General features: G+C 68.5%; 25 protein-coding genes. 15 read left to right on the top strand and 10 right to left on the bottom strand.

Features of this window, described 5'->3' with window-relative positions; all coding sequences use genetic code 11:
• Positions 1 to 105 precede the first annotated feature (105 nt).
• Complete coding sequence (locus I5731_RS03690) at positions 106 to 1,044, top strand: AraC family transcriptional regulator (protein WP_197310006.1); 939 nt, start codon at positions 106 to 108, stop codon at positions 1,042 to 1,044.
• Between the two features lie 101 nt (positions 1,045 to 1,145).
• The gene (gene purB / locus I5731_RS03685; protein WP_197310005.1) at positions 1,146 to 2,474 is read left to right on the top strand and encodes an adenylosuccinate lyase; all 1,329 of its coding nucleotides are present in this window, start codon (positions 1,146 to 1,148) and stop codon (positions 2,472 to 2,474) included.
• Between the two features lie 35 nt (positions 2,475 to 2,509).
• Here purB and I5731_RS03680 read toward each other — a convergent pair whose 3' ends face one another.
• Both I5731_RS03680 and I5731_RS03675 read right to left on the bottom strand, forming a co-directional pair.
• Entirely contained in the window at positions 2,510 to 2,938 is a 429-nt protein-coding gene (locus I5731_RS03680) for an excalibur calcium-binding domain-containing protein (RefSeq protein ID WP_197310158.1), read from the bottom strand.
• 4 nt (positions 2,939 to 2,942) lie between these two features.
• Complete coding sequence (locus tag I5731_RS03675; protein ID WP_197310004.1) at positions 2,943 to 3,392, bottom strand: hypothetical protein; 450 nt, start codon at positions 3,390 to 3,392, stop codon at positions 2,943 to 2,945.
• A gap of 286 nt (positions 3,393 to 3,678) precedes the next feature.
• On the opposite strand from I5731_RS03675, the gene I5731_RS03670 reads away from it, so the two are divergent.
• The 3 genes from I5731_RS03670 (at position 3,679) to I5731_RS03660 (ending at position 5,741) form a co-directional block, all read left to right on the top strand.
• On the top strand, positions 3,679 to 4,416 hold the full coding sequence (locus tag I5731_RS03670) for a metallophosphoesterase family protein (RefSeq protein ID WP_197310003.1): 738 nt from the start codon (positions 3,679 to 3,681) through the stop codon (positions 4,414 to 4,416).
• A gap of 46 nt (positions 4,417 to 4,462) precedes the next feature.
• On the top strand, positions 4,463 to 5,023 hold the full coding sequence (locus I5731_RS03665; protein ID WP_197310002.1) for an RBBP9/YdeN family alpha/beta hydrolase: 561 nt from the start codon (positions 4,463 to 4,465) through the stop codon (positions 5,021 to 5,023).
• Between the two features lie 118 nt (positions 5,024 to 5,141).
• Positions 5,142 to 5,741, top strand: coding sequence for a hypothetical protein (locus I5731_RS03660; RefSeq protein WP_197310001.1), 600 nt, complete (start codon positions 5,142 to 5,144; stop codon positions 5,739 to 5,741).
• On the opposite strand, the gene I5731_RS03655 is transcribed toward I5731_RS03660, so the two are convergent.
• Together I5731_RS03655 and I5731_RS03650 are read right to left on the bottom strand one after the other, a co-directional pair.
• Complete coding sequence (locus I5731_RS03655; RefSeq protein ID WP_197310157.1) at positions 5,642 to 6,409, bottom strand: HpcH/HpaI aldolase family protein; 768 nt, start codon at positions 6,407 to 6,409, stop codon at positions 5,642 to 5,644. The two genes, I5731_RS03660 and I5731_RS03655, sit on opposite strands and share 100 nt — an antisense overlap.
• Before the next feature lie 145 nt (positions 6,410 to 6,554).
• Entirely contained in the window at positions 6,555 to 6,878 is a 324-nt protein-coding gene (locus tag I5731_RS03650) for a DUF1476 domain-containing protein (RefSeq protein WP_197310000.1), read from the bottom strand.
• Between the two features lie 374 nt (positions 6,879 to 7,252).
• On the opposite strand from I5731_RS03650, the gene purC reads away from it, so the two are divergent.
• Positions 7,253 to 8,050 carry a phosphoribosylaminoimidazolesuccinocarboxamide synthase gene (gene purC / locus I5731_RS03645; protein WP_197309999.1) on the top strand — a complete coding sequence of 266 codons (798 nt, stop codon included), beginning with the start codon at positions 7,253 to 7,255 and terminating at the stop codon, positions 8,048 to 8,050.
• Positions 8,051 to 8,161: 111 nt separating this feature from the next.
• Here purC and I5731_RS03640 read toward each other — a convergent pair whose 3' ends face one another.
• Positions 8,162 to 8,590: a BLUF domain-containing protein gene (locus I5731_RS03640; protein WP_197309998.1), complete on the bottom strand. Its 429-nt coding sequence runs from the start codon at positions 8,588 to 8,590 to the stop codon at positions 8,162 to 8,164.
• Here I5731_RS03640 and I5731_RS03635 point away from each other — a divergent pair.
• The 8 genes from I5731_RS03635 to grxD all read left to right on the top strand — a co-directional run bounded on the left by I5731_RS03635 (position 8,589) and on the right by grxD (position 14,104).
• A complete protein-coding gene (locus tag I5731_RS03635) occupies positions 8,589 to 9,332 on the top strand; it encodes a hypothetical protein (protein ID WP_197309997.1) in 744 nt (247 codons plus the stop codon). The genes I5731_RS03640 and I5731_RS03635 overlap by 2 nt on opposite strands.
• 117 nt (positions 9,333 to 9,449) lie before the next feature.
• On the top strand, positions 9,450 to 9,692 hold the full coding sequence (purS, locus tag I5731_RS03630) for a phosphoribosylformylglycinamidine synthase subunit PurS (protein WP_197309996.1): 243 nt from the start codon (positions 9,450 to 9,452) through the stop codon (positions 9,690 to 9,692).
• A 30-nt stretch (positions 9,693 to 9,722) separates the two neighbouring features.
• Positions 9,723 to 9,947 carry a hypothetical protein gene (locus I5731_RS03625; RefSeq protein ID WP_197309995.1) on the top strand — a complete coding sequence of 75 codons (225 nt, stop codon included), beginning with the start codon at positions 9,723 to 9,725 and terminating at the stop codon, positions 9,945 to 9,947.
• Between the two features lie 82 nt (positions 9,948 to 10,029).
• Positions 10,030 to 10,701, top strand: coding sequence for a phosphoribosylformylglycinamidine synthase subunit PurQ (gene purQ, locus I5731_RS03620; RefSeq protein WP_197309994.1), 672 nt, complete (start codon positions 10,030 to 10,032; stop codon positions 10,699 to 10,701).
• A gap of 210 nt (positions 10,702 to 10,911) precedes the next feature.
• Positions 10,912 to 13,110: a phosphoribosylformylglycinamidine synthase subunit PurL gene (gene purL / locus I5731_RS03615; RefSeq protein ID WP_197309993.1), complete on the top strand. Its 2,199-nt coding sequence runs from the start codon at positions 10,912 to 10,914 to the stop codon at positions 13,108 to 13,110.
• 32 nt (positions 13,111 to 13,142) lie between these two features.
• A complete protein-coding gene (locus I5731_RS03610) occupies positions 13,143 to 13,376 on the top strand; it encodes a BolA family protein (protein WP_197309992.1) in 234 nt (77 codons plus the stop codon).
• A 60-nt stretch (positions 13,377 to 13,436) separates the two neighbouring features.
• Positions 13,437 to 13,718: a hypothetical protein gene (locus tag I5731_RS03605; protein ID WP_197309991.1), complete on the top strand. Its 282-nt coding sequence runs from the start codon at positions 13,437 to 13,439 to the stop codon at positions 13,716 to 13,718.
• A gap of 50 nt (positions 13,719 to 13,768) precedes the next feature.
• The gene (grxD, locus tag I5731_RS03600) at positions 13,769 to 14,104 is read left to right on the top strand and encodes a Grx4 family monothiol glutaredoxin (protein WP_197309990.1); all 336 of its coding nucleotides are present in this window, start codon (positions 13,769 to 13,771) and stop codon (positions 14,102 to 14,104) included.
• A 128-nt stretch (positions 14,105 to 14,232) separates the two neighbouring features.
• On the opposite strand, the gene I5731_RS03595 is transcribed toward grxD, so the two are convergent.
• The 3 genes from I5731_RS03595 to rpsD form a co-directional block, all read right to left on the bottom strand.
• The gene (locus tag I5731_RS03595; RefSeq protein WP_197310156.1) at positions 14,233 to 15,711 is read right to left on the bottom strand and encodes a vWA domain-containing protein; all 1,479 of its coding nucleotides are present in this window, start codon (positions 15,709 to 15,711) and stop codon (positions 14,233 to 14,235) included.
• 258 nt (positions 15,712 to 15,969) lie between these two features.
• On the bottom strand, positions 15,970 to 18,078 hold the full coding sequence (locus I5731_RS03590; RefSeq protein ID WP_197309989.1) for a putative bifunctional diguanylate cyclase/phosphodiesterase: 2,109 nt from the start codon (positions 18,076 to 18,078) through the stop codon (positions 15,970 to 15,972).
• A gap of 351 nt (positions 18,079 to 18,429) precedes the next feature.
• Positions 18,430 to 19,047, bottom strand: a complete 618-nt coding sequence (rpsD, locus tag I5731_RS03585; protein ID WP_197309988.1) for a 30S ribosomal protein S4 — start codon at positions 19,045 to 19,047, stop codon at positions 18,430 to 18,432.
• A 417-nt stretch (positions 19,048 to 19,464) separates the two neighbouring features.
• Here rpsD and I5731_RS03580 point away from each other — a divergent pair, with 417 nt between their 5' ends.
• Complete coding sequence (locus I5731_RS03580; protein WP_197309987.1) at positions 19,465 to 21,288, top strand: GGDEF domain-containing protein; 1,824 nt, start codon at positions 19,465 to 19,467, stop codon at positions 21,286 to 21,288.
• A 4-nt stretch (positions 21,289 to 21,292) separates the two neighbouring features.
• Here the strand turns inward: I5731_RS03580 and murI are convergent, their stop codons facing one another.
• Both murI and I5731_RS03570 read right to left on the bottom strand, forming a co-directional pair.
• The gene (murI, locus tag I5731_RS03575; protein ID WP_328838078.1) at positions 21,293 to 22,108 is read right to left on the bottom strand and encodes a glutamate racemase; all 816 of its coding nucleotides are present in this window, start codon (positions 22,106 to 22,108) and stop codon (positions 21,293 to 21,295) included.
• A 40-nt stretch (positions 22,109 to 22,148) separates the two neighbouring features.
• Positions 22,149 to 23,033, bottom strand: coding sequence for an RNA methyltransferase (locus tag I5731_RS03570; RefSeq protein WP_197309986.1), 885 nt, complete (start codon positions 23,031 to 23,033; stop codon positions 22,149 to 22,151).
• Positions 23,034 to 23,122: the final 89 nt, after the last annotated feature.

Below are 23,122 nucleotides of genomic sequence, written 5' to 3'. Positions count from 1 at the left end.
AAGTCCGATTTTAGGACGCCCGGCGTTTGATTATTTCGCCTTCGTAGAGTTTTTGCTTTTGCCGGGCGCCCGCAGCATCGCGCCGCACTATTGGAACTACAAGTCATGGAGCACCAAAGACTTTTCGACGGATCGGCGCGGGCGCGCTGTCCGGTGTCGGTGTCGACCCGGCATTCGAAGATCGGCATCTTCCGGCATCAGGTCGGCAGTTCGGTCGAGACCGTGGCTTCGGCGCCGGCGCAGGATGCCCATCTTGTCGTCATGCAGTTGCGCGATCTCCCGCCACACGATTTCTGGGCCGATGACAAGCGGATCCGGATGCCGTTCACCGGAGCGGGCAGTCTCGGCATCCTCGACCTCCGGCGCGAATCGTCTGCCCGGTTCGTGCATCCGCTCGACAGCCTCCACGTTCATCTGCCCCGCGAGGCTCTCGACGATATCGCGGAAGATGCCGGCGCCCGGCCGGTCGACGATCTCGTCGTCCGCGATGGTTGGGAACCGGCCGACAGCCTGATACGCGGCCTGCAACCGATCCTGTTCGAAGCCGTCAGGGCGCCGGAAAATGCCGCGCCGACCGTTGTCGACCATCTGGTGCTGGCTGTGGCCGCCCACGTCGCGGCGACTTACGGCAACATGCGGCCGGCGTTGCAGCGCCGGTCGGCGCTCGCGCCCTGGCAGCTCCGACGCGCCCAGGAGATGCTGGCCGACAACCTCGACAAGGAGCTCTCGCTGCTCGACATCGCCGAGGCTTGCGGTCTTTCGCTGTCTTACTTCACGCGGGCCTTCAAGGCGTCGACCGGCACCACGCCGCACGGCTGGCTGCAGACCTGCCGGGTCGACAAGGCGCGCGGGCTGCTGGTCAGCGGCGATCTGCCGCTGGCGGAAATCGCGCTGGCCTGCGGCTTTGCCGATCAGAGCCATTTCACGCGCATCTTCAGGCGGCAGACCGGAATGGGGCCGGGCGCCTGGCGCCGGGAGCGCGCCGTCGGGCGCTCGCTCGTCAGCACCGGATCACCCGGCGCGGTATCCCCCGAGGCACCGTGATCGCAGCGTAATCCAAACTTGCGGGTCGTTTGCCTAGCCCCCCTCCCCCCGCTCTGCTAAACCCTCGCGCAATTCCCGCCCTTCTCCGCACGAGGCTGCCGATGATCCCCCGCTATTCCCGCCCCGAGATGGTCGCGATCTGGTCGCCGGAGACGCGGTTCCGGATCTGGTTCGAGATCGAGGCGCATGCGATGGACGCCCTCGCCGAGATCGGCGTGGTGCCGAAGGACGCGGCAAAGACCGTGTGGGAAAAGGGCGGCGCGGCCACCTTCGACGTCGCGCGCATCGACGAGATCGAGCGCGTCACCAAGCACGACGTCATCGCCTTCCTGACCCACCTCGCCGAATTCGTCGGCCCCGACGCCCGCTTCATCCACCAGGGCATGACCTCGTCCGACGTGCTCGACACCTGCTTCAGCGTGCAGTTGGTGCGCGCCGCCGACCTTTTGATCGCCGACGTCGACGCCCTGCTCGCCGCCTGCAAGCGCCGCGCCTTCGAGTACAAGGACGCGGTCTGCATCGGCCGCAGCCACGGCATCCACGCCGAGCCGGTCACCTTCGGCCTCAAGATGGCCGAGGCCTATGCCGAGTTTTCCCGCTGCCGCAAGCGGCTGGTCGCCGCCCGCGAGGAGGTCGCGACCTGCGCCATCTCCGGCGCGGTCGGCACCTTCGCCAACATCGACCCGCGCGTCGAGGAACACGTCGCAAAGGCCCTCGGCCTCGCCGTCGAGCCGGTCTCGACCCAGGTGATCCCGCGCGACCGCCACGCGATGTTCTTCGCGACGCTGGGCGTCGTCGCCTCCTCGGTCGAGCGCCTCGCCATCGAGATCCGCCACCTGCAGCGCACCGAAGTGCTGGAGGCCGAGGAGTACTTCTCGCCGGGCCAGAAGGGCTCGTCGGCGATGCCGCACAAGCGCAACCCGGTGCTGACCGAGAACCTCACCGGCCTTGCCCGCATGGTGCGTTCCTACGCGCTGCCGGCGATGGAGAACGTCGCCCTCTGGCACGAGCGCGACATCTCGCATTCCTCGGTCGAGCGCATGATCGGCCCCGATGCGACCGTAACCCTCGACTTCGCCCTCGCCCGCCTCACCGGCGTCGTCGACAAGCTGCTGGTCTATCCGGAACGCATGGTCGCCAACATGGACCGGCTCGGCGGCCTGGTGCACTCGCAGCGCATCCTGCTCGCCCTCACCCAGAAGGGCGTCAGCCGCGAGGATTCCTACCGCCTCGTGCAGCGCAACGCGATGAAGGTCTGGGACAGCTACCAGCAGGCCGGCGCCGCCAACGTCGATTTCCTCGAGGAGCTTCTGGCCGACGCGGACGTCCGCGCCGCCCTGTCGGAGGCGGAAATCCGCGAGAATTTTGATCTCGGCTATCACACCAAGCACGTCGACACGATTTTTGCGCGGGTGTTCGGCGAGGCTTGATCCGCCCGGCGGGCAGCAGCGTCAGAGCCCTGGCGTCAGCGGCACAGCCCCTCGCAGGGCGTGCCGTCGCGGTCGCGGTCGAGCCGCCGGTTGCCGCAGCTCTCGAGGTGGTAGCGCGCCTCGTCGCAGCTCGCCATCTGGCCGCACGTCTTCCTTGGCCGGCAGGAAAAGCCGCCGCCGGCATCGATCAGGCCGAACCCGCCCGGCGCCGGCGCCGCCTGCCGCAGCCCGAACGCCGCCGCATCGCCGCCGCACAGCGTCTCGCAGGGAATTCCGTCCCCGTCGCGATCGAGGTCGGTGCGACGGCAAAGCCGGAAGTCGGCGAGGGCATCGGCGCAGGTGCTGAAGTCGCGGCAGGTGTGGTTCGCCGAGCACTTTTGCGCGGCGGCCGGCACGGCTTGCGCCATCGTCGCCGCCAAAGCCAGCACGATCCGGACTGAAGACCGGGCCTTCGGGATTGTCATGCGCTCAGTGTTCGGAGATCACGTAAAGATATCTCAGGCCGAACAGCACGATCCGGAAGAGATTGATGATCGTTAGAACCGCGATCGTCACGAGAAGCACGATCAGCAGGATGATCAGGACAGTCCAGATCTCATCGGAGATGTCGGCCTCGAAGACGAGGAAGATGCCGTAGAAGCAGAGCGCCATCGAGACGCCGCCGGCTATCAGGCGCCGCAGCAGTAGCCAGAACACGTTGCGCCGCGCCCGCACTCGCTCCGCCGGTGTATCGACGTCCGCCGCCTCCGGCGTCCTCGTCCCGAGCGAGCCTTGCGGAATGTTCGGAGCGATGCCGCGCCGGTGCTCTACCCGGGCCTGCACGACGGCAAGGATCACCGGTGCGACGATTGCCGTGATGATCGTACTCATCAACGGGATCCACGGCGTGAGATTCTGGACATTCTCCTCGACCAGCATGACGGCTCCCCCCGAAGCTATGGCCGCAGCGGTCGCCCATCCCGCCGCGACGACCCAAAGGAAGGCACAGCCATAAAACTAAATCAAAAGTTTTGTATGTTGACTAATTCATCCTCTGATTGTACTTCGAGATGCGTTGCTGTCCCCGTCCAGCCGCTCCGCAGCCACTCCGCCAACAACCCCCCGTGATGCAGCACCCTCCTTCAGCGGCTCGCTGACACCGTTGGAGCCGCGCACCGGCCGTGCTAGCGGTTTGCCGACACCACAGTCTCGCAAGCGGCCCCCCATGCGCATCGCCGTCCTCGCCGACATCCACGGCAACCTCGCCGCCCTCGAAGCCGTGCTCGCCGACCTGCGCGGCGAAAGCCCGGATCTCGTCGTCAATCTCGGCGACTGCCTGTCCGGCCCGCTCGCCGCCGGCGCCACCGCCGACCGGCTGATTTCCGAAAACTGGCTCACCGTGCGCGGCAACCACGACCGCGTGTTGCTCACCGGCGACCGCGCCGCCATGGGCTCGTGGGACGGCCCGGCCTTCGACGATCTCGCCCCCCGCCACTTCGACTGGCTGCGCGGCCTGCCGGAGACCGCGGCGGTGGACGAGGTGCTGCTCTGCCACGGCAGCCCGGCGAGCGACACGACCTACCTGCTGGAAACGCCGCGGGCGGACGGCCCCGCCCTGCGCCCGCCCGCCGACATCGTCGCGGACCTCGCCGGCGTCACGGCCAAGGTCGTGCTCTGCGGCCACAGCCACACGCCGCGCGCGGTCTGGCTCGCCGACGGCCGGCTGGTGGTGAACCCCGGCGCGGTCGGCATCCAGGCCTATCGCGACGACCACCCGTGCGACCATCTGATGGAGACGGGCAGCCCGCACGCGCGCTATGCCCTCGTCGAACGCGGGCCGTCCGGCTGGACGGCGAGCTTCCGCCTCGTCGCCTACGACTGGGACGACGCCGCCCAGCGGGCGGCCGCGGCCGGGGCGGCCGACTGGGTCGGCCCGCTGCGCACCGGCCGCGCTCCCGCCTGAGCGGTCCCGCGCCCGCCTTAACCCCACTCAATCGGCAAGGACCGCCATGAAGTCGTCGGACCTCGACATCCTCATCATTCCCGGCCTCGGCAACTCCGGCCCGGAGCACTGGCAGACGCGCTGGGAGCGCAAGCTGAAGACCGCGCGGCGCGTCGAGCAGGCGAGCTGGGATTGGCCGGACCGCGACGACTGGGTGGAGCGGATCGTCGCCGAAGTGGCGCGGTCGACGCGGCCGGTGTTCCTCGTCGCCCATTCGCTGGGTGTGGTCGCCCTCGCCAACGCGGCCCCGCGGCTGCTGACGGAAGGCGACGCCCGCGTCGTCGGCGCGTTCCTCGTCGCCCCGCCCGACACCGGCCGCGCCGACATGCCGCCCGCCGTCGGCGCCAGCTTCGGCCCGCCGCCGCGCGAGCCGCTGCCGTTCCCCTCGATGCTGATCGCCAGCAGCACCGATCCGTGGTGCGACTACGCCGTCGCCGACGACCTCGCCGCCGCCTGGGGATCGGTGATCGTCGACGCCGGCGACGCCGGGCACATCAACACCGAGTCCGGCCACGGCCCGTGGCCCGAAGGGCTGACCCGGCTCGCGACGCTGCTGGCGCGGATCTGACGGGACCCGGCGCGGACTGGGCCGAAAGCGGAAATACCGGCGGATTCCAGTATTCCGGTTGAGGCTTCGTTGGGAAATTTCCCGTCACGGTAGTCCGGGACCAACCCGGACGTCGCCCTTGCCCGACTGCTGCCCGCCCCCCGCGGATGCCGACAGTTCCGCCGCCATCCTCGCGCTGGCGAAGGCCTACCGCGTCGCGGCGCTGCAACTCGTCGCCGCCGCCGCACCGAAGCAGCCGCTGGCCTTCGCACCGTTTCGCCTCACCGCCCTGCACGCGATCGAGCTCTACATCAACGCCTTCCTGCTCGAGCGCGGCCTACCCGCTGCGGCACTGCGCCGGCTGCAGCACAACTTCGCCGCCCGGGCGGCGCTGGCGTCAGAGCATGGCCTCGTGCTGCGTCGGCGTACCGCGGCGCATCTCGATTTCGTGGCGTCGCGTCACGAATATGTCGCGGCCCGCTACGCGCCGGGCAGCATGCCGGAGCTGTCCAAGCTGAATAGGCTCACCGCGACGCTCGAAGAGATCGCGCGCAAGGTCGGCATCGAAGTGGAAAAAGCGGCTCGCAGCCCGAAGGCAGCGCCTGCCGCCGCGACGGTGGGCGAAAAGCCCGTCCCGCCTCAGCCGCCGCGCGCCGCGTCCAGCATCAGCCGTGCGCCGGCGGTGAGATATCCCCCGTCGGAGGCGATCGAGACGAGGCCGAAGCCGAGCGCGGCGTAGCGCCTGGCGTGTGCCGGCGTGGTCGCGTAGATCGCCGCGGCCTTGCCGGCGGCGTGCGCCGCGGCCGCGACGCGGGAGATCGCCGCCACCGTCTCGGGCGAATCGACGTCGACGGCCGCGCCGTCCGACAGGCTGAGCGACAGGTCGCTCGGGCCGAGGAAGACGCCGTCGATGCCGTCGACGGCGAGGATCTCGTCGGTGAGCGCCAGCGCGGCGCGGGTCTCGATCATCGCGAGAGTGACGGTCTCGGCGTTCGCCCGGGCAAGATAGTCGGGCGCGGCGAGGCCGAACACCTGCACCGCCCGCGTCGGCCCCCACGACCGGCCGCCGACCGGCAGGTACTTCGCGGCCGCCGCGAACGCCCGCGCGTCGGCGACGCTGTTGATCATTGGCGCGATGATCGCCTCGGCGCCGGCGTCGAGCATGCGCGAGGCGGTCTCATAGGCGCCGACGGGGATGCGCACCACCACCGGCTTGCCGACGGCGCGGATCGGCAGCACCGCCCGCACCGCGGCCGCGGTGTCGATCTGGCCGTGCTGCATGTCGAGCACCACGGCGTCGAAGCCGGCGCGGGCGCAGGCCTCGCCGACGAGCGGTTCGGGAAAGCCGCACCAGGCGGCAAAGCTCGTCTCGCGGCGGGCAAGTCGTCCGGCCAGCGTCGGCGCCATCGTCATCGTCGTCCCTCCCCTGCGGCCGTTCGCCGGCCGTTTTCTCGGCCCGGACCCGGCGAGGCGGGCGTGGGCTGTGCGGCGGCGGCCTTGGTCCGGAGGGAACGCCGGCGACCGGGCTGGCCCGGTCACCGGAGCAGTCCGATCAGAGGTCGGCCTTGATCTGCTCGATTGCCTTGCCGAGCAGGTCCATCATCGCGGCGCGGATCTCGGTGTCGGAGGCGGGCTTGCCGGCGGCCTCGAGGTCGGCCTTCACCTTGCGGAAGATGTCCTCGTCGCCGGCTTCCTGGAAGTCCGCCTTGACGACCGACATGGCGTAGTCGTCCGCGGCCTCGCCCGTGATGCCGAGCTTGGCGGCCGTCCAGAGGCCGAGCAGCCGGGCGCGGCGGGCGTGCGCCTTGAAGCGCAGTTCCTCGTCGATCGCGAACCGCTTCTCGAAGCCTTCTTCGCGCTTGTCGAACGTCGTCATGCTGTGATCCTCCGAAGGGCGCAGCCGCGCCCGCACCCAAGGCCGCCACGCTCCGGCGCCGCTCGTGCGGCGTCCGCGGCGGCAGCTCGCGTCATGGCCCCCTGCATATCTGTCCTCGGGCGGCGAGATCAATCCGGAGCACCCCCGGCGGGGCGTCGCGGCGACCGATTTTCGCGCCGCCCGGTCCCGGCGGGGCCGCCCGCCGCCGGGCGTTTTCGCCGCCGGCGTCGCAAACATTGTGTTCGGCGGGCTTATCGCGTAAGTTCCGCGCCGTCGAACGTGAAGCGGGCCCGGCCAAAAACCGGCCCGCTCTTTGCGCTTGAGCCGAGGCAACGGCCGTCGACTCCAAACGACTCCGAGGACCACGGCACACGATGGATTTCCCCAACAGACCACGGTACATCCCTATGAACCGGCGCCGGCGCATCTACGAAGGCAAAGCGAAGATCCTGTACGAAGGCCCGGAGCCGGGTACGCTCATCCAGCACTTCAAGGATGACGCGACGGCCTTCAATGCGAAGAAGCATGAGGTGATCGACGGCAAGGGCGTCCTGAACAACAGGATCTCCGAGTACGTGTTCACCCAGCTCAACAACATGGGCATCCCGACGCACTTCATTCGTCGGATGAACATGCGCGAGCAGCTGATCCGCGAAGTCGAGATCATCCCGCTCGAAGTGGTCGTGCGCAATGTCGCGGCCGGCTCGCTGTCGAGCCGCCTCGGCATCGAGGAAGGCACGCAGCTGCCCCGCTCGATCATCGAGTTCTATTACAAGAACGACCAGCTCAACGACCCTATGGTGTCGGAAGAGCACATCACGGCGTTCGGCTGGGCCTCCCCGCAGGAGATCGACGACATCATGGCGCTCGCCATTCGTGTCAACGACTTTCTCGCCGGCCTTTTCCTGGGCGTCGGCATCAAGCTGGTCGACTTCAAGATGGAGACGGGCCGGCTCTGGGAAGGCGACATGATGCGGATCGTCGTCGCCGACGAGATCTCGCCCGACAGCTGCCGCCTGTGGGACATCGCCACCGGCAACAAGCTCGACAAGGACCGCTTCCGGCGCGACATGGGTGGCCTCGTCGAGAGCTACCAGGAAGTCGCCCGCCGGCTCGGCATCCTCAACGAGCAGGAGCCGCCGCGCGGCGCCGGCCCGACGCTGGTGAAATGATCCGCCGATCGGCGCGGACGGGCAGAGCCCCGACGCGCCGACGGACATCCGAACGCAGAACGGCGGCCGCAGGGCCGCCGTTTTCATGTCGGGGGTCGAGAAAGCGGCCCGTCAGGCCGGCTGCAGCGTGTTGAAGCTCTGCAGGATGCCGCGCGTCTCGATCGACGTCACCCGGTCGAGCAGCGCCGCGATCTGGGCGCTGGTCTTCCAGAACCGGCCCTCGCCGTCGATGTGGGCGAGCGGCTCGACATCGCCGAACGCCATCGACCATCCATCGAATTCCCGCGTCTCGATGGGGCGGTGCAGGATGCGCACGATGCCGGTATGCCGCGGGTCGGTGCCGAGCCGGCGGTACAGCGCTTCGATCGCGTCCGCCTCGCCCTCGATGACCTGGCAGAAGTTGAGACCGTTGTAGAGCAGGAGACCGGTGATCTCGTTGCGCTCATTGTTACGGGCCGATTCGGAGACGATGTCCGCGACTTCGGCTTTCGTGAGCCCGAGACTGACGGTGCTCACGTAGATCAGCGACACGAGTTTCATGCAGAAGGTCCGGCTCCTCGACATAGGATCGGAACGCATCCCGAGCCCTGCACGAGAACGATCCGAGCAGGAAAATGCGCCATTTCGGAATTTGTTCCAGGTGAGCCGAAGAAAAATTTCTCGGGCCGGCGGTCTGCGGCTGACGAGGAGCTCAGGACCGACCTTCCCATTTCCGGTGGAAGCAGTATGCCTTGACGAGATGCAACCGGTGGTCACGCCCATGCAACGGCTCCGCTTCCCCGCCTTCCTCCGCGTCCTTGCCGCCGCCCTCGCCCTCCTCGCCCTTGCAGGCTGCACGACGACCAGCGGCCCGCCCCTTCTCACGGAGAAGGCCGGGTGGAACGGACCGGTGATGACCGGCCCCCTGACGCAGTTCTACTGTGCGGTTCCGGCCTGTGGAGCGGGCTCGATCGTCTCGTTCATGTCCGCTCCCCAGCTGATCGGAATCGGCGTGGACGAAGTCTTGCTGCAACGGCTTCTGGCCGACCGGCAGGCCATGCGGGAGTTTGCGCAGCAGCGGATCAAGGTCGATGTGATCGGCGAGACGGAGGTGCGGATGATCGGAGACCAGATCATCATCACCACGGTGAAGCGTCACCGAGGCGCGAAGGGCGATATCGAGTACCGGTATTCGGGCTATGTCTCGGGCGAGATGACCGGCCTCTCCCTCATCAGCTCGTCGCCGAACCGCAAGTCGGCGCAGCAGAATTACGAGGCCTTTCTCACCACGCTAGTGAAGTGAGGGTCCGGTGAGAACCGGCGGCGCGGCCGGCGTCCGCCCTTCCCTTTTGCGTCCGGCCCCCGTAAAGAGGGCGCGAAATCGGCTCTGCCGCATCGCTCCCCAGCCCGGAAGACCCCCATGAAGGCTCGCGTCACCGTCACCCTGAAGAACGGCGTGCTCGATCCCCAGGGCAAGGCCATCGAAGGCGCCCTGAAGGGGCTCGGCTTTGCCGGCGTCGGCTCCGCCCGCCAGGGCAAGATCATCGATCTCGAACTCGACGAGACCGACGCCGAGAAGGCGCGTACCGACATTGCCGCCATGTGCGACAAGCTCCTCGCCAACACGGTGATCGAGAACTATTCTATCGACATCGTCGGCTGATCCGGACGCCGAACGCCGCGGGAGCCGCCCATGGCCGAAGTCTCGAATGAACTGCTCTACGAGGTCCTGAAGGCGATCCGTGGCGACGTTGCCACGGCGCGGTCGGAGATCCGTGAGGTCAAGAACGAGTTGCAGGCGATCCGCGGCCACATGTTGGCGACGCATCAGGACGTCGCCAACATCTACGCCATCCTCGGCGAACAGGGCCGGCAGGTCGATCGCATCAACCGCCGCCTCGACCTCGCTGACGCCTGATCCGCCGCGGCGCAGTCATGCTGCCGGTGGCCACCGTCTTTCACCTTCCGCCGCCAGCCGGCGTGTCCGTCGAGGCTCCGAGATGAAATCTGCCGTCGTCGTCTTCCCCGGTTCCAACCGCGAACGCGACATGGCCGCGGCGCTGACCAAGGTCTCCGGCACAGCGCCGATGATGGTCTGGCATCAGGACACCACCCTGCCCGACGTCGACCTCGTCGTGCTGCCCGGCGGCTTCTCCTATGGCGACTACCTGCGCTCGGGCGCCATCGCCGCCCGCTCGCCGATCATGGCGGCGGTGCGCGAGAAGGCGGCCGAAGGCGTGCGGGTGCTCGGCGTCTGCAACGGCTTCCAGATCCTCACCGAGGCGGGGCTGCTGCCAGGCGCGCTGATGCGCAATGCCGGGCTGAAGTTCGTCTGCCGCGAGGTGAAGCTCTCCGTCGCCAACGCCGACACCGACTTCACCCGCGCCTACGGCGCCGGCGCGGTGCTGCGCTGCCCGGTCGCCCACCACGACGGCAACTACTTCGCCGACCCCGAGACGCTCGCGCGGCTCGAGGGCGACGGCCGGGTCGCCTTCCGCTACGCGGACGGCACCAACCCGAACGGCTCGGTCAACGACATCGCCGGCATCCTCAACGACGCCGGCACCGTGCTGGGCATGATGCCCCACCCGGAAAACCTGATCGAGGCGCTGCACGGCGGCACCGATGGCCGCGGGCTGTTCGAAAGCGTCGTGACGACCCTCGCCGCCTGAACGCACTCCGTCCTGATCTCGTGGCGATCGCGGCGGCCATCGGCCGGCCGCGGCCGCGCTTTTCCCCCGTGCGCGGCGCCTTTCCATTTACTTCCCGCCATCGACGGGCTATCCGACCGGCGGACCCAGTCCGGTGCGCGGGTCCCGTTTCGCCGCGCGCCGCCCGTGCCTCCGCGCGCCCCCGCGCCGCCAGCTCCGAGGACCGCCCCCGTGCTCCGCAACGACATCGAAATCACGCCCGACCTCGTCAGGAGCCACGGCCTGAAGCCCGATGAGTACCAGCGCATCCTCGACCTGATCGGCCGCGAGCCGACGCTCACCGAGCTCGGCATCTTCTCGGCGATGTGGAACGAGCACTGCTCCTACAAATCCTCGAAGCGCTGGCTGCGCACGTTGCCGACCACCGGCCCGAAGGTGGTGATCGGCCCCGGCGAGAACGCCGGCGTGGTCGACATCGGCGACGGCCAGGTCGCCGTCTTCAAGATGGAGAGCCACAACCACCCCTCGTACATCGAGCCCTACCAGGGCGCGGCGACCGGTGTCGGCGGCATCTTGCGCGACGTCTTCACCATGGGCGCCCGGCCGATCGCTGCGATGAACGCCCTGCGCTTCGGCGCGCCGGACCATCCGAAGACGCGTCACCTCGTCTCCGGCGTCGTCGCCGGCGTCGGCGGCTACGGCAACGCCTTCGGCGTGCCCACCGTCGGCGGCGAGGTCAATTTCCACACCCGCTACGACGGCAACTGCCTCGTCAACGCCTTCGCGCTCGGCCTCGCCAACCGTGACGGCATCTTCCTCAGCGAGGCGAAGGGCGTCGGCCTCCCCGTCGTCTATCTCGGCGCCAAGACCGGCCGCGACGGCGTCGGCGGCGCGACGATGGCGTCGGCCGAGTTCGACGACACCATCGAGGAGAAGCGCCCGACCGTGCAGGTCGGCGACCCCTTCACGGAGAAGCGCCTGCTGGAAGCCTGCCTCGAACTGATGGCGTCCGGCGCGGTGATCGCGATCCAGGACATGGGCGCCGCCGGCCTCACCTGCTCGGCCGTCGAGATGGGCGCCAAGGGCGACCTCGGCATCGAGCTCGACCTCGACAAGGTGCCGGTCCGCGAGGAGCGGATGACCGCCTACGAGATGATGCTGTCGGAGAGCCAGGAGCGCATGCTCATGGTGCTGGAGCCGGCGAAGGAAGCCGAGGCGAAGGCGATCTTCGCGAAGTGGGAGCTCGATTTCGCCGTCGTCGGCGTGACCACCGACGATCTGCGCTTCCGCATCCGCCACCAGGGCGAGGTCGTCGCCGATCTCCCGATCAAGGACCTCGGCGATCAGGCGCCCGAGTACGACCGCCCGTGGACCGTGCCGCCGCGCCCCGCGCCGCTGCATGCGGCCGACGTGCCCGGCCCCGCCGACGTCGCCGCGGCGCTGCTCAGCATGATCGGCTCGCCCGACATGGCCTCGCGCCGCTGGGTGTTCGAGCAGTACGACAGCCTCGTCCAGGGCAACACGGCGCAGATCCCCGGCGGCGATTCCGGCATCGTCCGCGTCGACGGCACGACGAAGGGCCTCGCCGTCTCCGCCGACGTCACGCCGCGCTACTGCGAGGCCGATCCGTTCGAGGGCGGCAAGCAGGCGGTCGCCGAATGCTGGCGCAACCTCACCGCCGTCGGCGCCGATCCGATCGCCGCCACCGACAACCTCAACTTCGGCAATCCCGAGAAGCCCGAGATCATGGGCCAGTTCGTGATGGCGATCAAAGGCATCGGCGAAGCCTGCCGCGCCCTCGACTTCCCGATCGTCTCCGGCAACGTCTCGCTCTACAACGAGACGCACGGCCGCGGCATCCTGCCGACCCCGGCGATCGCCGGCGTCGGCCTGCTGCCCGAGATCGACAAGCGCGCCTCGATCGCCTTCAAGACCGCCGGCGATGCCGTGCTGCTGGTCGGCGGCCATGGCGACCACCTCGGCCAGTCGATCTACCTGCGCGAGATCCTCGGCCGCGAGGACGGCCCGCCGCCGCCGGTCGACCTCGCCGCGGAGCGCCGCAACGGCGACTTCGTGCGCACACTGATCCGCGCCGGCACCGCCACCGCCTGCCACGACCTGTCCGACGGCGGCCTCGGCGCGGCGCTTGCCGAAATGGCGATCGCGGGGGCGACCGGCGCCCGCATCGTGCTCGACGGGCTGGTGCCGCACGTCGCCCTCTTCGCCGAGGACCAGGCGCGCTACATCGTCACGGTCGCGGCCGGAAACGCCGAGGCCGTGCTCGCCGACGCCCGGGCCGCCGGCGTCGACGTCGAGCGCATCGGCACGGTCGGCGGATCGGAATTGACCCTGGGCGATGCCGGCACCATATCGGTGAAGCGGCTCACGGACGCACACGAGGGCTGGTTCCCGGCCTTCATGGCGGGATAGACTGCCTCGACAACGAATGGGGATGACGACCGATGGCGATGCAGGCGCGGGAAATCGAGGAACTGATCAAGGCGGCTCTGCCCGACGCCCGGATTGACATCCGCGATCTCGCCGGCGACGGCGACCACTACTCGGCGATCGTCGTCTCCGAGACGTTCCGCGGCAAGAGCCGCGTGCAGCAGCACAAGATCGTCTACGACGCCCTGAAGGGCAACATGGGCGGCGTGCTGCACGCGCTGGCGCTGCAGACCAGCGTACCCGAGTAAGGGCGGGAGATCCGGGGCGGGCATGCTTCGCCCGCTTGCGACGATGAGGGGGCCGGCGGCATGCACAGGATGGCAGGCATTCACTTTCGGTCGTTGACGATCGCGGAGGATACGCTGCTTCTTGGCATCGTGCTGGCGCCCGTCCGGGTGCTGCCAGGCGTCCGTCTGACGGTGCGCGGCATCGTCCTCGGCGGCCTGGTGCTGGAAGCCGGCGCCACGGCGGAGATCGCCGGCATCGTCAACGGGCGGATCGACCAGCGCCCGGCGGTGAGCCTCGACTACGCCGCCCGCTCGAATTTGCCTGCGCAGGGTCCGGTCCGCCAAGGCCGCCCGGCGCGATGACACCAGACGACCCGTCCCCGGGTGGGGCGAGCCCTCGCAAGGAACGAGACATGTCCGACATCAATGCCTTCCTCGACAACGAAGTGAAGACCAACGACGTGGTGCTGTTCATGAAGGGAACACCGCAGTTCCCGATGTGCGGCTTCTCCGGCCAGGTCGTCCAGATCCTCGACTACCTCGGCGTGCCCTACAAGGGCATCAACGTGCTCGAGGACGAGGAAATCCGCAACGGGATCAAGGTCTTCTCGAACTGGCCGACCATCCCGCAGCTCTACGTCAAGGGCGAGTTCATCGGCGGCTGCGACATCGTCCGCGAGATGTTCCAGGCCGGCGAGCTCGCCGATCACCTGAAGACGGCCGGCGTCGCCGTGCGCGAGCAGGCCTGACACCACCCTGCCCCATCCGCCCGCGGACGGCTGTGCAGCGGCCTGACCTACACGAAAAGGCCCGCCCCGATGCATTCGGGGCGGGCCTTTTCGGTGTGCGGGCGACGTCGTGCGGCGCTTGGCGCCGGTCAGCTCGCGAGGCGCAGCATGATGATCTTCGCGGCGATCGCGTCGAAGATTGACTGCAGCTGCGCGGCCGACGGCGAGTTGTAGTAGTAGCCGGACCCCGACGAGCAGTTCTGCAGCATGGTCTGGGTCGCCGAGTCGTCGATCATCAGGCCGATCGTGTAGACTTCGATGTTGTCGCCCTTGACGTTGCTGCAGATCGTGTTGAGCTTCGCGTCGAGGCCGTTGCGCAGGTTGGTACCCGGACTGTTGCCGAGGCGGCCGCTCAGCGAATAGCCCCAGCTCGAATAGGCGCTGCCGAGGTTGCGGTTGGGCGTATTGACCGAGTTGGTACCGTCCGTCAGCAGCACGACGATCTTCGAGTTGGCCTTGTCGGTCTTCGCGCGGCCCTGGTCGAAGGGCAGTCCCGGCGACAGCACGCGCCAGCCCCAGGCGAGGCCCTCCGGAATATTGGTGCTGCCGGCGGCTTCCATCGCATTGATCGCCGTGGTGATGCCGGTGTAGTTGGTGGTCAGCGGCATGATCGGCCGGGTGTCGCAGAAGAACCCGGGGCCCTTCGGCTTGGCGTAGTTCGAGTAATAGGTGGAGTTCGAGAAGCTGAGGCCGGTCGGCGACGAATACTTCTGGACGTAGCTCATCTTCGTCCACTCGTTGGACGACGACGTCTTGTCGTTCAGATAGTTGTTCGCATAGAGCGGCGAGCCCCAGCTGCTGCCGTCGGGCTCGTCGGGATGGAACGAGGGCACGAACAGCGTGTCCGGCGTGCCCGTCGCCGGCACCGTGTCGGTCACGTCGTAGGGCGACGGACGCGTCTCGACGCAGCCCGGCCAGCTCTTGCCGAGGTTGCTGTACAGCGTGAAGCGGTTCAGCCCGGTGAAATAGGTGCTGTGGATCGACGACTTCGCCTGGGTGTCCATCCAGCTGGCACTGGCATAGGTCGTGCCGACGTTGACGAAGTTCGCAAAGGGCACCAGCGCGAACTTCAGCTGGTTCACGCCGGTGATCTTGCCCTGCATCGTCGTCACCATCGTGGTGGCGGCGGTCTTCAGCGAGGTGAACTTGTTGTCGTCGAGCATCGAGCCGGTGTTGTCGAGCACGAGCGCGATCTCGACGGTCGCCTGCTCGTCGATGCCGAGGCCCCAGACCGCGGTCGACCGGATTTCGGTGTTGAGCTCCGCCATACCGATCAGGTTGAGGAACGTGGTCGGCATCTGCACCGACGAGGTGACCGTCAGCGACGTCGAGGTGGCCGACGCGGTCACATCGCTCACCTCGCCCATGCGCGTCGACAGGAGGTCGGTGACGAGCACTTCCGCCCGCGCGTTGAGATCGGTGTCGGTCGGCTTTGCATCACGCGCCAGCGTCAGGGCCGCGGCGTCGGTCGCGTACTGGACGCCGGCGCGGAAGTTGTACATCCGCGCGAAGTCCATGGCGCCGCCACCGACTGCACAGATCCCTGCGGCCGAGAATGCGAAGATCATGGCGATGTTGCCGTGTCTGTCGCCCAGGAACCGTCTTGCTGCCGAATTCATTCTTCCGCTCCCCGCCGTCAATCAGAACGGCGCCGTTCGTCTAGGGAGCAGACTAGCAAACGAGTCCGACCAGCCCGTTAAAAGGCGCGGTTAGCAAATGCCGCGTTCAACGTGCACTACGTCGGAAGTGGACTTCAGCTCTCGTTAACCCTCGGTCGGCGACGGGCGGGCGCGCCGGTGCCAGGCCCCTCTCGACGCACGGCTGCATCAGGCTGCGGCGTCTTCCGCGTCGGCGGCGTCACCCTCGTGCGGGGCGAGCTGGTCGAGCGGCAGCGGCACGCTGAAGAGGTAGCCCTGCCCTTCGACGCAGCCTTCGGCGAGCAGCAGCGCGAGGTCGGCGGGATCCTCAATCCCCTCCGCGATCACCGTCATCTTCAGGCTGCGCCCGAGGCTGACGATGGCGCTGACGATCGCCTGCGAGTCCGGGCTCGTGTGCAAGTCGCGGATGAACGACTTGTCGATCTTGATCTTCGTGAACGGGAAGCTGCGCAGGTAGCTCAGCGACGAATAGCCGGTGCCGAAGTCGTCCATCGAAATGCCGACGCCGAGCGCCCTGAGCGCGCGCAGCGTCGCCAGAGCCGATTCGCTCTTTTCCATCAGCAGCGACTCGGTGATCTCGAGCTCGAGCCGGGATGGCTGAAGGCCGGTGCGCTCCAGCGCGCGCATCACGGTGGCGAGGATGCCGCCGTTGCGGAACTGCGCCGGCGACAGGTTGACCGCCACCTTGGTGTCCTCCGGCCAGGCGGCGGCGTCCGCACACGCTCGCTCCAGCACGAAGCGGCCGATGTCGCCGATGAGGCCGGTCTCTTCGGCCAGCGCGATGAAGTCGGCCGGCGGCACCGAGCCCCGCTCGGGGTGCGTCCAGCGCAGCAGCGCCTCGTAGCCCGACGTGCGGCCGCTCTGCAGGTTGACCAGCGGCTGGTAGTGCAGCGACAGCTCGCCGCGCACCAGCGCCTGCCGCAGGTCCATCTCGAGGTGCCGCCGTCGCTGCAGCTGCTCGTCCATGCCCGGCTCGAAGTGGCGGAACGTGCCCCGCCCCGCCGCCTTCGCCCGGTAGAGCGCGAGGTCGGCGTTCTTCAGGAACTGTTCGGCGACATCCATGTCGGCCGGCATGCGCGCGATGCCGATGCTGGCACCGGCCGCGACCTGATGCCCGCCGACGATCGCCGTGGTGCTGAGATTGGCGATCAGCCGGGCCGCGATCTGCTCGTCGGCGACGCTGCCCGGCGCCACCGGCACCAGCACGGCGAACTCGTCGCCGCCGAGCCGCGCCACGAAACAGTCGTCGCCGAGGCATTCGCGCAGGCGGCTCGCCACCTGCTGCAGCAGCTCGTCGCCGACGGAATGGCCGAGCGTGTCGTTGACGGTCTTGAAGTTGTCGAGGTCGATCAGCAGCACCGAGAGGTGCTGACCGGCGATCCGCGCCCGCGACACCGCCTCGACGATGAACTCGCCATAGGCGAGGCGGTTCGGCAGCCCGGTCAGCGGATCGTGCCGTGCCATGTGCGTCATCCGCTCTTCCGAGCGGCGGCGCTCCGTGACGTCGACGAAGGCCGTCAGCACCACCGGCGCGCCCTCATAGGTCAGCTGGCGGGCAAACGCCGTGACCTCGATCGTGCTGCCGTCGGCGCGCAACTGCCGCCAGGTGCGGTCCTTGTCGGCGGCAATCGTGCCCCAGGCGTCGCGGAAGAGGTCCCAGCGCGATTCGGGATGGTGCAGGTCGAGCAGCGACAGCGTCCGGAACGCGGCGTCGTCGTGGCCGTAGTGCTGGCAGGCGGCCGTGTTCGCCCGGCGCACCATCAGCGACTCGGGATCGACGAGGCACATCGGCAGCGGGTTCTCGTCGAACAGCAGCCGGAACGACGCCTCGCGCTGCTTCATCTCGGTGATGTCGACGCGGATGCCGATCGTGCCGCCGTCGTCGGTGCGGCGTTCCTCGATCATGATCCAGCGGCCGTCGGCGAGCAGTTGCTCATGCCGGCCGCCCGGGTTGGCGAGCAGCGCCAGTCGCCGCGCCAGCCACTCTTCCTCGCGGCCGACGGCCTCCGGGTATTGGCCGCGCGCGACGCCGATGCGCAGCTGATCCTCCAGCAGTTCGCCGACCTTGAAGAGATCGGCGCTGCCGGCATAGATCTCGGCATATTGCCGGTTCCACAGGATGTAGCGGCCGTCCTCGTCGAGGAACACGACGCCCTCGGGCATCGCCTCGATCGCGGCGCGCAGCTGGTCGCGCGCCCGCTGCGCCTCCTGCTCGGCGGCCGCCAGCCGCAGCGCCGCATCGAGCGTGCCGGTGCGTTGCCGGCCGCGCCGCAGCATGGGACGCCCGCGCGCGCGCCGGGCCGATCGCTGCGGAATGTCGCCACTACATGCGATTTGCTTTTCGTCGGTCACGTCTTCGCCCGCCTTCTGGCTTGATAAGACGAGTATTCGCGACCGCTCTTAACACCCGGTTTATTGTGGAGTGTCGGCCATATATTAAGTTTGCTGCAAAGCTAGGCTGCTGCCTAGCTTTTGATCAGCAAAACATCCCGGATTATACAACGCACGCCGCCTGATCATGGAACAGGCACGGCGCCGGCATTCTCCTTTGGCGACGCCGGTTCGCACATGCAAAAAGGGCCGCCCCGGTGGGGCGGCCCTTCGATCGATTGCCGGGAACGGCAGGCGTCAGCGCGAGTAGAACTCGATGACGAGGTTCGGTTCCATCTGCACGGCGTAGGGCACGTCGCCCAGCGCCGGAACGCGAACGAACTTGGCCACGGCCTTCGACGTATCGACGTCGAGGAAGTCTGGAATGTCGCGCTCGGCGAGATCGGCCGATTCCAGCACGATCGCGAGCTGCTTCGACTTCTCGCGCACCTCGATCACGTCGCCGGCCTTGCAGCGGTAGCTGCCGATGTTGACGCGCTTGCCGTTGACGTTCACGTGACCGTGATTGACGAACTGGCGGGCGGCGAAGATCGTCGGCACGAACTTGGCGCGGTAGACGATCGCGTCGAGGCGGCTCTCGAGCAGGCCGATGAGCTGCTCCGAGGTGTCGCCGCGCATGCGCGAGGCTTCCTGGTAGATCTTGTAGAACTGCTTCTCGGAGATGTCACCGTAGTGACCCTTCAGCTTCTGCTTCGCGCGCAGCTGCTGGCCGAAGTCCGAAAGCTTGCTCTTGCGGCGCTGGCCATGCTGGCCGGGGCCGTATTCGCGCTTGTTGACCGGGCTCTTCGGACGACCCCAGATGTTTTCGCCAAGACGGCGGTCGATCTTGTACTTGGCGCTATGGCGCTTGGACATCGCGTATCCTCAAGGGAACGGGTTGAGGGACACACGCCCTCCTCTGCCCCACTGTGAACGTGGGGCCGACAGGGCCGGACGCGCGCTGCGACCGGAACCCACGGGTGCGTGAACAAACACGCGGGCCGTCATCGGGCCCGCGCGATGGCCGGCTTCTAGTCGCAACGCCCGCGAATGTCAAACCCGCAGCGCCGCTGCCTTGCCGCCAGGCCCTGCCGGACCCGGATCCGAGCATCCGGAGAAGTACGGACAATAGCCGAGATCACTTAAATTCGAGCGATGTCGTTCAGTTTGTCATAACGGGTGTACCGATAGAAATGTGTCCAATTGGCAAGGGCCGCATAGGCGGCCACAAGACCACCGGCAACGTCCGGACCGCAGGTACTCATTTTTCATAACGCTTTGCCGGGAGCTCTCATGACGCAGCCATTGCAGGCGATCGGCGCAGCCTATTCGCGCGCAGTGGCCGCCCCGGTCGGCTCGCCCTACGCCGAGGCGATGAGCCTCGAGGGCCTGTCACATGCGTTTCAGCCGATCGTCGACATCCACACCGGGGTCGTCCACGCCTATGAAGCGCTGCTGCGCGGCGTCGAACACGCGGGCTGCGAGCACATCGGCTCGTTCTTCGACCGCATCGACGCCGAGGGGCGCCTCGCCGAGACCGAACTTCATCTCGCCGATGCGGCGATGGCGAAGCTCGGATCGCTGCCCGGCCGTGATGCGCGGCTCTTCCTCAACATCGACGAGCGCACGCTCGAGGATCCGGCCTTCCGCCCGCGCGAGTTCGTCGAGGCCGCCCGCCGGCGCGACCTGCAGGCGTCCTCGCTCTGCATCGAGGTGCTCGGCCGCAAGCGCGGCGCGCTCGGCAGCAATGCGCCGATGCTGATCGCCGCCCTGCGCGCCAGCCAGGTCCGCCTCGCGCTCGACCATTTCGGGCACGGCTGCGCCGAACTCGCGCTGCTCTACGCGCTGCAGCCCGAATATGTGAAGGTCGATCGCTTCTTCGTCGCCGACATCGGCCGCTCCAACCGCAAACGCCTGTTCCTCGCCACCGTCGTCAACCTCGCCCACGCCGTCGGCGCCAAGGTGATCGCCGAGGGCGTCGAGACCGCCGAGGAACACGTCGCCTGCCGCGAGATCGGCTGCGACCTCGCCCAGGGCTACTACATCGCCCGCCCGATGCCCGCGCCCGAGGCGACCTCCGACGTGTTCCGCCATGTGCTGGCGACGAGCACCCGCAACCGCCGCACCCGCAACAGCGACGAGCCGCTGATCCGCAGCGAGATCGACGTCGTCGCGCCGATCCGCACCGATCAGGCGATCAGCGCCGTGTTCGACCGCTTCCGCAGCGTGCCGGACCGCGCCTATTTCCCCGTCGTCGACAGCGCCGACGTGCCGGTGGGCCTGCTGCACGAGCGCAACTTTCGCGCCTTCGTGTTCAACCCGGTCGGGCGCGACATCCTGCAGAACGATTCGCTCGGCTACCGCATCGCCGATTTCGTCACGCGCTGCCCGACGGCGGACATCCGCATGCCGGTCGAGAAGGTGCTCGAGGTCTATGCGCACTGGAGCGACGCCGACGGCATCGTGCTCACCGAGCAGGGCGTCTATGTCGGCATGCTGTCGTCGGCGGCGCTCCTGAAGCTCGTCAACGAGAAGCGGCTGCAGGTGGCGCAGGACCAGAACCCGCTCACCACGATGCCGGGCAACCTCTCGATCAACAACCACCTCGTCGACGCCGCCGAGGCGACCGGCGCCAACCGGCTGTTCTGCTACTTCGATTTCAACCACTTCAAACCATTTAACGATCACTACGGCTTTCGCCAGGGCGACCGCGTCATCATCCTCTTCGCCGACATCCTGCGCCGCCACTTCAGCGAAGGCGCCTTCCTCGGCCATGTCGGCGGCGACGACTTCTTCGCCGGCGTGCGCGGCGTGACGCTGGACGAGGTCGAGCGCAAGGCTCGTGCCGTCACCAGCGATTTCCGCGCCGAGGTGGTGAGCTTCTATGCGCCGGAGGATCACCGCCGCGGCTATCTCGAGGGCACCGACCGCGAGGGCAACGCCCAGATCTTCCCGCTGATGACCTGCTCGGCGGCCGTCGTCGAGATCGGCCATGACGAGGTGATCGACGACGTCGTCGCCATCTCCCGCCGCATCGCCGACGCCAAGCGCGCGGCCAAGCTCTCGATCGACGCCATCGCCGTCCGCCCCGCCCCGCGCTTCCCGGCGGGCCGCTGAGGCGTCAGTCGTCGCCCGTCGCCTCGGGCAGGAACGCCGCAGCGCTGCGGAAGCCGAACCGCTCCGCCAGCGCCGGCGGCGGCAGGCGGCCGGTGCTGAAGAAACCTTCCATCGCCTGCCCCGCCGCGCGCGCCGCGATGTCGGCCGTCACCGCCACGACGCGGCGGGCGATCGCCGGCGCCGGGTCGATCCAGGCGACCGGCCACGGCGCCAGCGCCGCCAGCCGGCCCAGCACCAGCGGGAAATGCGTGCAGGCGAGGACGACGATGTCGGTGCGCACCTCCCCCTCCCCCGCGTCGCGATCGGCGACGAAGCACGGCAGGATCTCGGCGGCGTAGTCCGCGTCCTCGATCCGCTCGCCGGCGAGTTCGCGCTCGGCGAGCCCGGCCAGCCGGCGCGAGCCGACCAGAGTGAAGCGGCAGTCGCCGCCGTGGGTGCGGATCAGGTCGCGGGTATAGTCGCGCGCCACCGTCCCCGGCGTCGCCAGCACGGAAACCCGGCGCGACCGGCTCTGCTCGGCCGCCGGCTTGATCGCCGGCACCGTGCCGACGATCGGCATGGAAAAGCGTGAGCGCAAGCTGGGCAGCACCAGCGTCGAGGCGGTATTGCAGGCGATCACCACGGCATCCGGCTGGAAGCGCGGCACCGCGATCTCCATCAGCCCGGCGACGCGCGCGACCAGCGCCTCCTCGCCGAGGTCGCCATAGGGAAACACCGCCGTATCGGCGAGATAGGCGATCGCGGCGGACGGCAGTTGCCGCCGGATTTCCGCCACCACGGAGAGCCCGCCGAGGCCGGAATCGAACACGAGCAGTTGCACGGGCCTCGCCCCTCCCCGATCCGCGCCGCCGGCGCGTGCTTCAGACCGACGATTCCGGATCGTCCTCGTCCGGCGGCAGCGTCGCCGGCCCGCGCGTCACCGCCGAGCCGTCGCGGCGCGGCCGGAGATGGCGGCGCTCGAGCCCGGCGACGACGCCGCGCATGGTGCGCACCTCCTGCGCGTTGAGCTGCGCGCGCTGGAAGATCGCCCGGAGATTGCGCACCATCGTCGGCCGCTTTTCCGCCGGGCGGAAGAAGCCCGCCTCGTCGAGCGCGGCTTCGAGATGCTCGAAGAAGCCGTAGAGCGCCTCTTTCGTCGCCGGCGGCGCCCGCTCGGGCATCGTGAACGGCAGGCCGCCGTCGACCTCGGCAAGGCCGGTGCGGCGCCACTCATAGGCGATCACCAGCACCGCCTGCGCGATGTTCAGCGACGCGAAGGTCGGATCGACCGGCAACGTCAGGATCTCGTCTGAGAGCGAGATCTCTTCGTTCTCCAGCCCCCAGCGCTCGCGCCCGAACAGCACGCCGGTGCGCGCCCCCTGGCGCGCGAAGCGATGCATCGTCGCCGCGGCCTCGACCGGCCCGCAGACCGGCTTCGACAGGTCGCGGTCGCGCGCGGTGGTCGCATAGAGGAAGGCGAGATCGGCGGTCGCGCTGGCGAGGTCGTCGAACACCTCGACCGCGTCGATGATGTGGTCGGCGCCGGAGGCGGACGCGCGCGCCCGCTCGTTCGGCCAGCCGTCACGCGGGGCCACCAGCCTGAGATGCGCGAGGCCGAAGTTCGCCATCGCCCGCGCCGCGGCGCCGATGTTCTCGCCGAGTTGCGGCTGCACCAGAACGACCACGGGGCGCAGGTCGCCGCTCGCCGCACCGCCCGTCTCCGTTCCTGCCGGCGTGTTCGCCGCCTCGCCGTCCGCCTCGTCCATCGCCCTGCCGTCCTGCCTTGGATCTCGCTGTCCCCGGCCACCGATCGGCCCCCGCAAAGGTCCGCCGGCCGCCCGGAACCGCATCGCTA

The organism is Methylobrevis albus (assembly GCF_015904235.1).
In the GTDB taxonomy this organism is placed as follows: Bacteria; Pseudomonadota; Alphaproteobacteria; order Rhizobiales; family Pleomorphomonadaceae; genus Methylobrevis_A; species Methylobrevis_A albus.
This window is presented reverse-complemented; position numbering and strand designations above follow the sequence as displayed.

Coding starts and splice junctions, on each gene's coding strand:
- I5731_RS03655 (WP_197310157.1), bottom strand. CDS start 6,409: ATGGCGCCGACGCTGGCCGGACGACTTGCCCGCCGCGAGACGAGCTTT.
- I5731_RS03675 (WP_197310004.1), bottom strand. CDS start 3,392: ATGCTGGTCGAGGAGAATGTCCAGAATCTCACGCCGTGGATCCCGTTG.
- I5731_RS03625 (WP_197309995.1), top strand. CDS start 9,723: ATGGCCGAAGTCTCGAATGAACTGCTCTACGAGGTCCTGAAGGCGATC.
- purB (WP_197310005.1), top strand. CDS start 1,146: ATGATCCCCCGCTATTCCCGCCCCGAGATGGTCGCGATCTGGTCGCCG.
- I5731_RS03690 (WP_197310006.1), top strand. CDS start 106: ATGGAGCACCAAAGACTTTTCGACGGATCGGCGCGGGCGCGCTGTCCG.
- grxD (WP_197309990.1), top strand. CDS start 13,769: ATGTCCGACATCAATGCCTTCCTCGACAACGAAGTGAAGACCAACGAC.
- rpsD (WP_197309988.1), bottom strand. CDS start 19,047: ATGTCCAAGCGCCATAGCGCCAAGTACAAGATCGACCGCCGTCTTGGC.
- I5731_RS03650 (WP_197310000.1), bottom strand. CDS start 6,878: ATGACGACGTTCGACAAGCGCGAAGAAGGCTTCGAGAAGCGGTTCGCG.
- I5731_RS03635 (WP_197309997.1), top strand. CDS start 8,589: ATGCAGAAGGTCCGGCTCCTCGACATAGGATCGGAACGCATCCCGAGC.
- purQ (WP_197309994.1), top strand. CDS start 10,030: ATGAAATCTGCCGTCGTCGTCTTCCCCGGTTCCAACCGCGAACGCGAC.
- purC (WP_197309999.1), top strand. CDS start 7,253: ATGGATTTCCCCAACAGACCACGGTACATCCCTATGAACCGGCGCCGG.
- I5731_RS03595 (WP_197310156.1), bottom strand. CDS start 15,711: ATGATCTTCGCATTCTCGGCCGCAGGGATCTGTGCAGTCGGTGGCGGC.
- I5731_RS03670 (WP_197310003.1), top strand. CDS start 3,679: ATGCGCATCGCCGTCCTCGCCGACATCCACGGCAACCTCGCCGCCCTC.
- I5731_RS03605 (WP_197309991.1), top strand. CDS start 13,437: ATGCACAGGATGGCAGGCATTCACTTTCGGTCGTTGACGATCGCGGAG.
- I5731_RS03640 (WP_197309998.1), bottom strand. CDS start 8,590: ATGAAACTCGTGTCGCTGATCTACGTGAGCACCGTCAGTCTCGGGCTC.
- I5731_RS03610 (WP_197309992.1), top strand. CDS start 13,143: ATGGCGATGCAGGCGCGGGAAATCGAGGAACTGATCAAGGCGGCTCTG.
- I5731_RS03570 (WP_197309986.1), bottom strand. CDS start 23,033: ATGGACGAGGCGGACGGCGAGGCGGCGAACACGCCGGCAGGAACGGAG.
- purS (WP_197309996.1), top strand. CDS start 9,450: ATGAAGGCTCGCGTCACCGTCACCCTGAAGAACGGCGTGCTCGATCCC.
- I5731_RS03665 (WP_197310002.1), top strand. CDS start 4,463: ATGAAGTCGTCGGACCTCGACATCCTCATCATTCCCGGCCTCGGCAAC.
- I5731_RS03580 (WP_197309987.1), top strand. CDS start 19,465: ATGACGCAGCCATTGCAGGCGATCGGCGCAGCCTATTCGCGCGCAGTG.
- I5731_RS03680 (WP_197310158.1), bottom strand. CDS start 2,938: ATGACAATCCCGAAGGCCCGGTCTTCAGTCCGGATCGTGCTGGCTTTG.
- I5731_RS03590 (WP_197309989.1), bottom strand. CDS start 18,078: ATGCTGCGGCGCGGCCGGCAACGCACCGGCACGCTCGATGCGGCGCTG.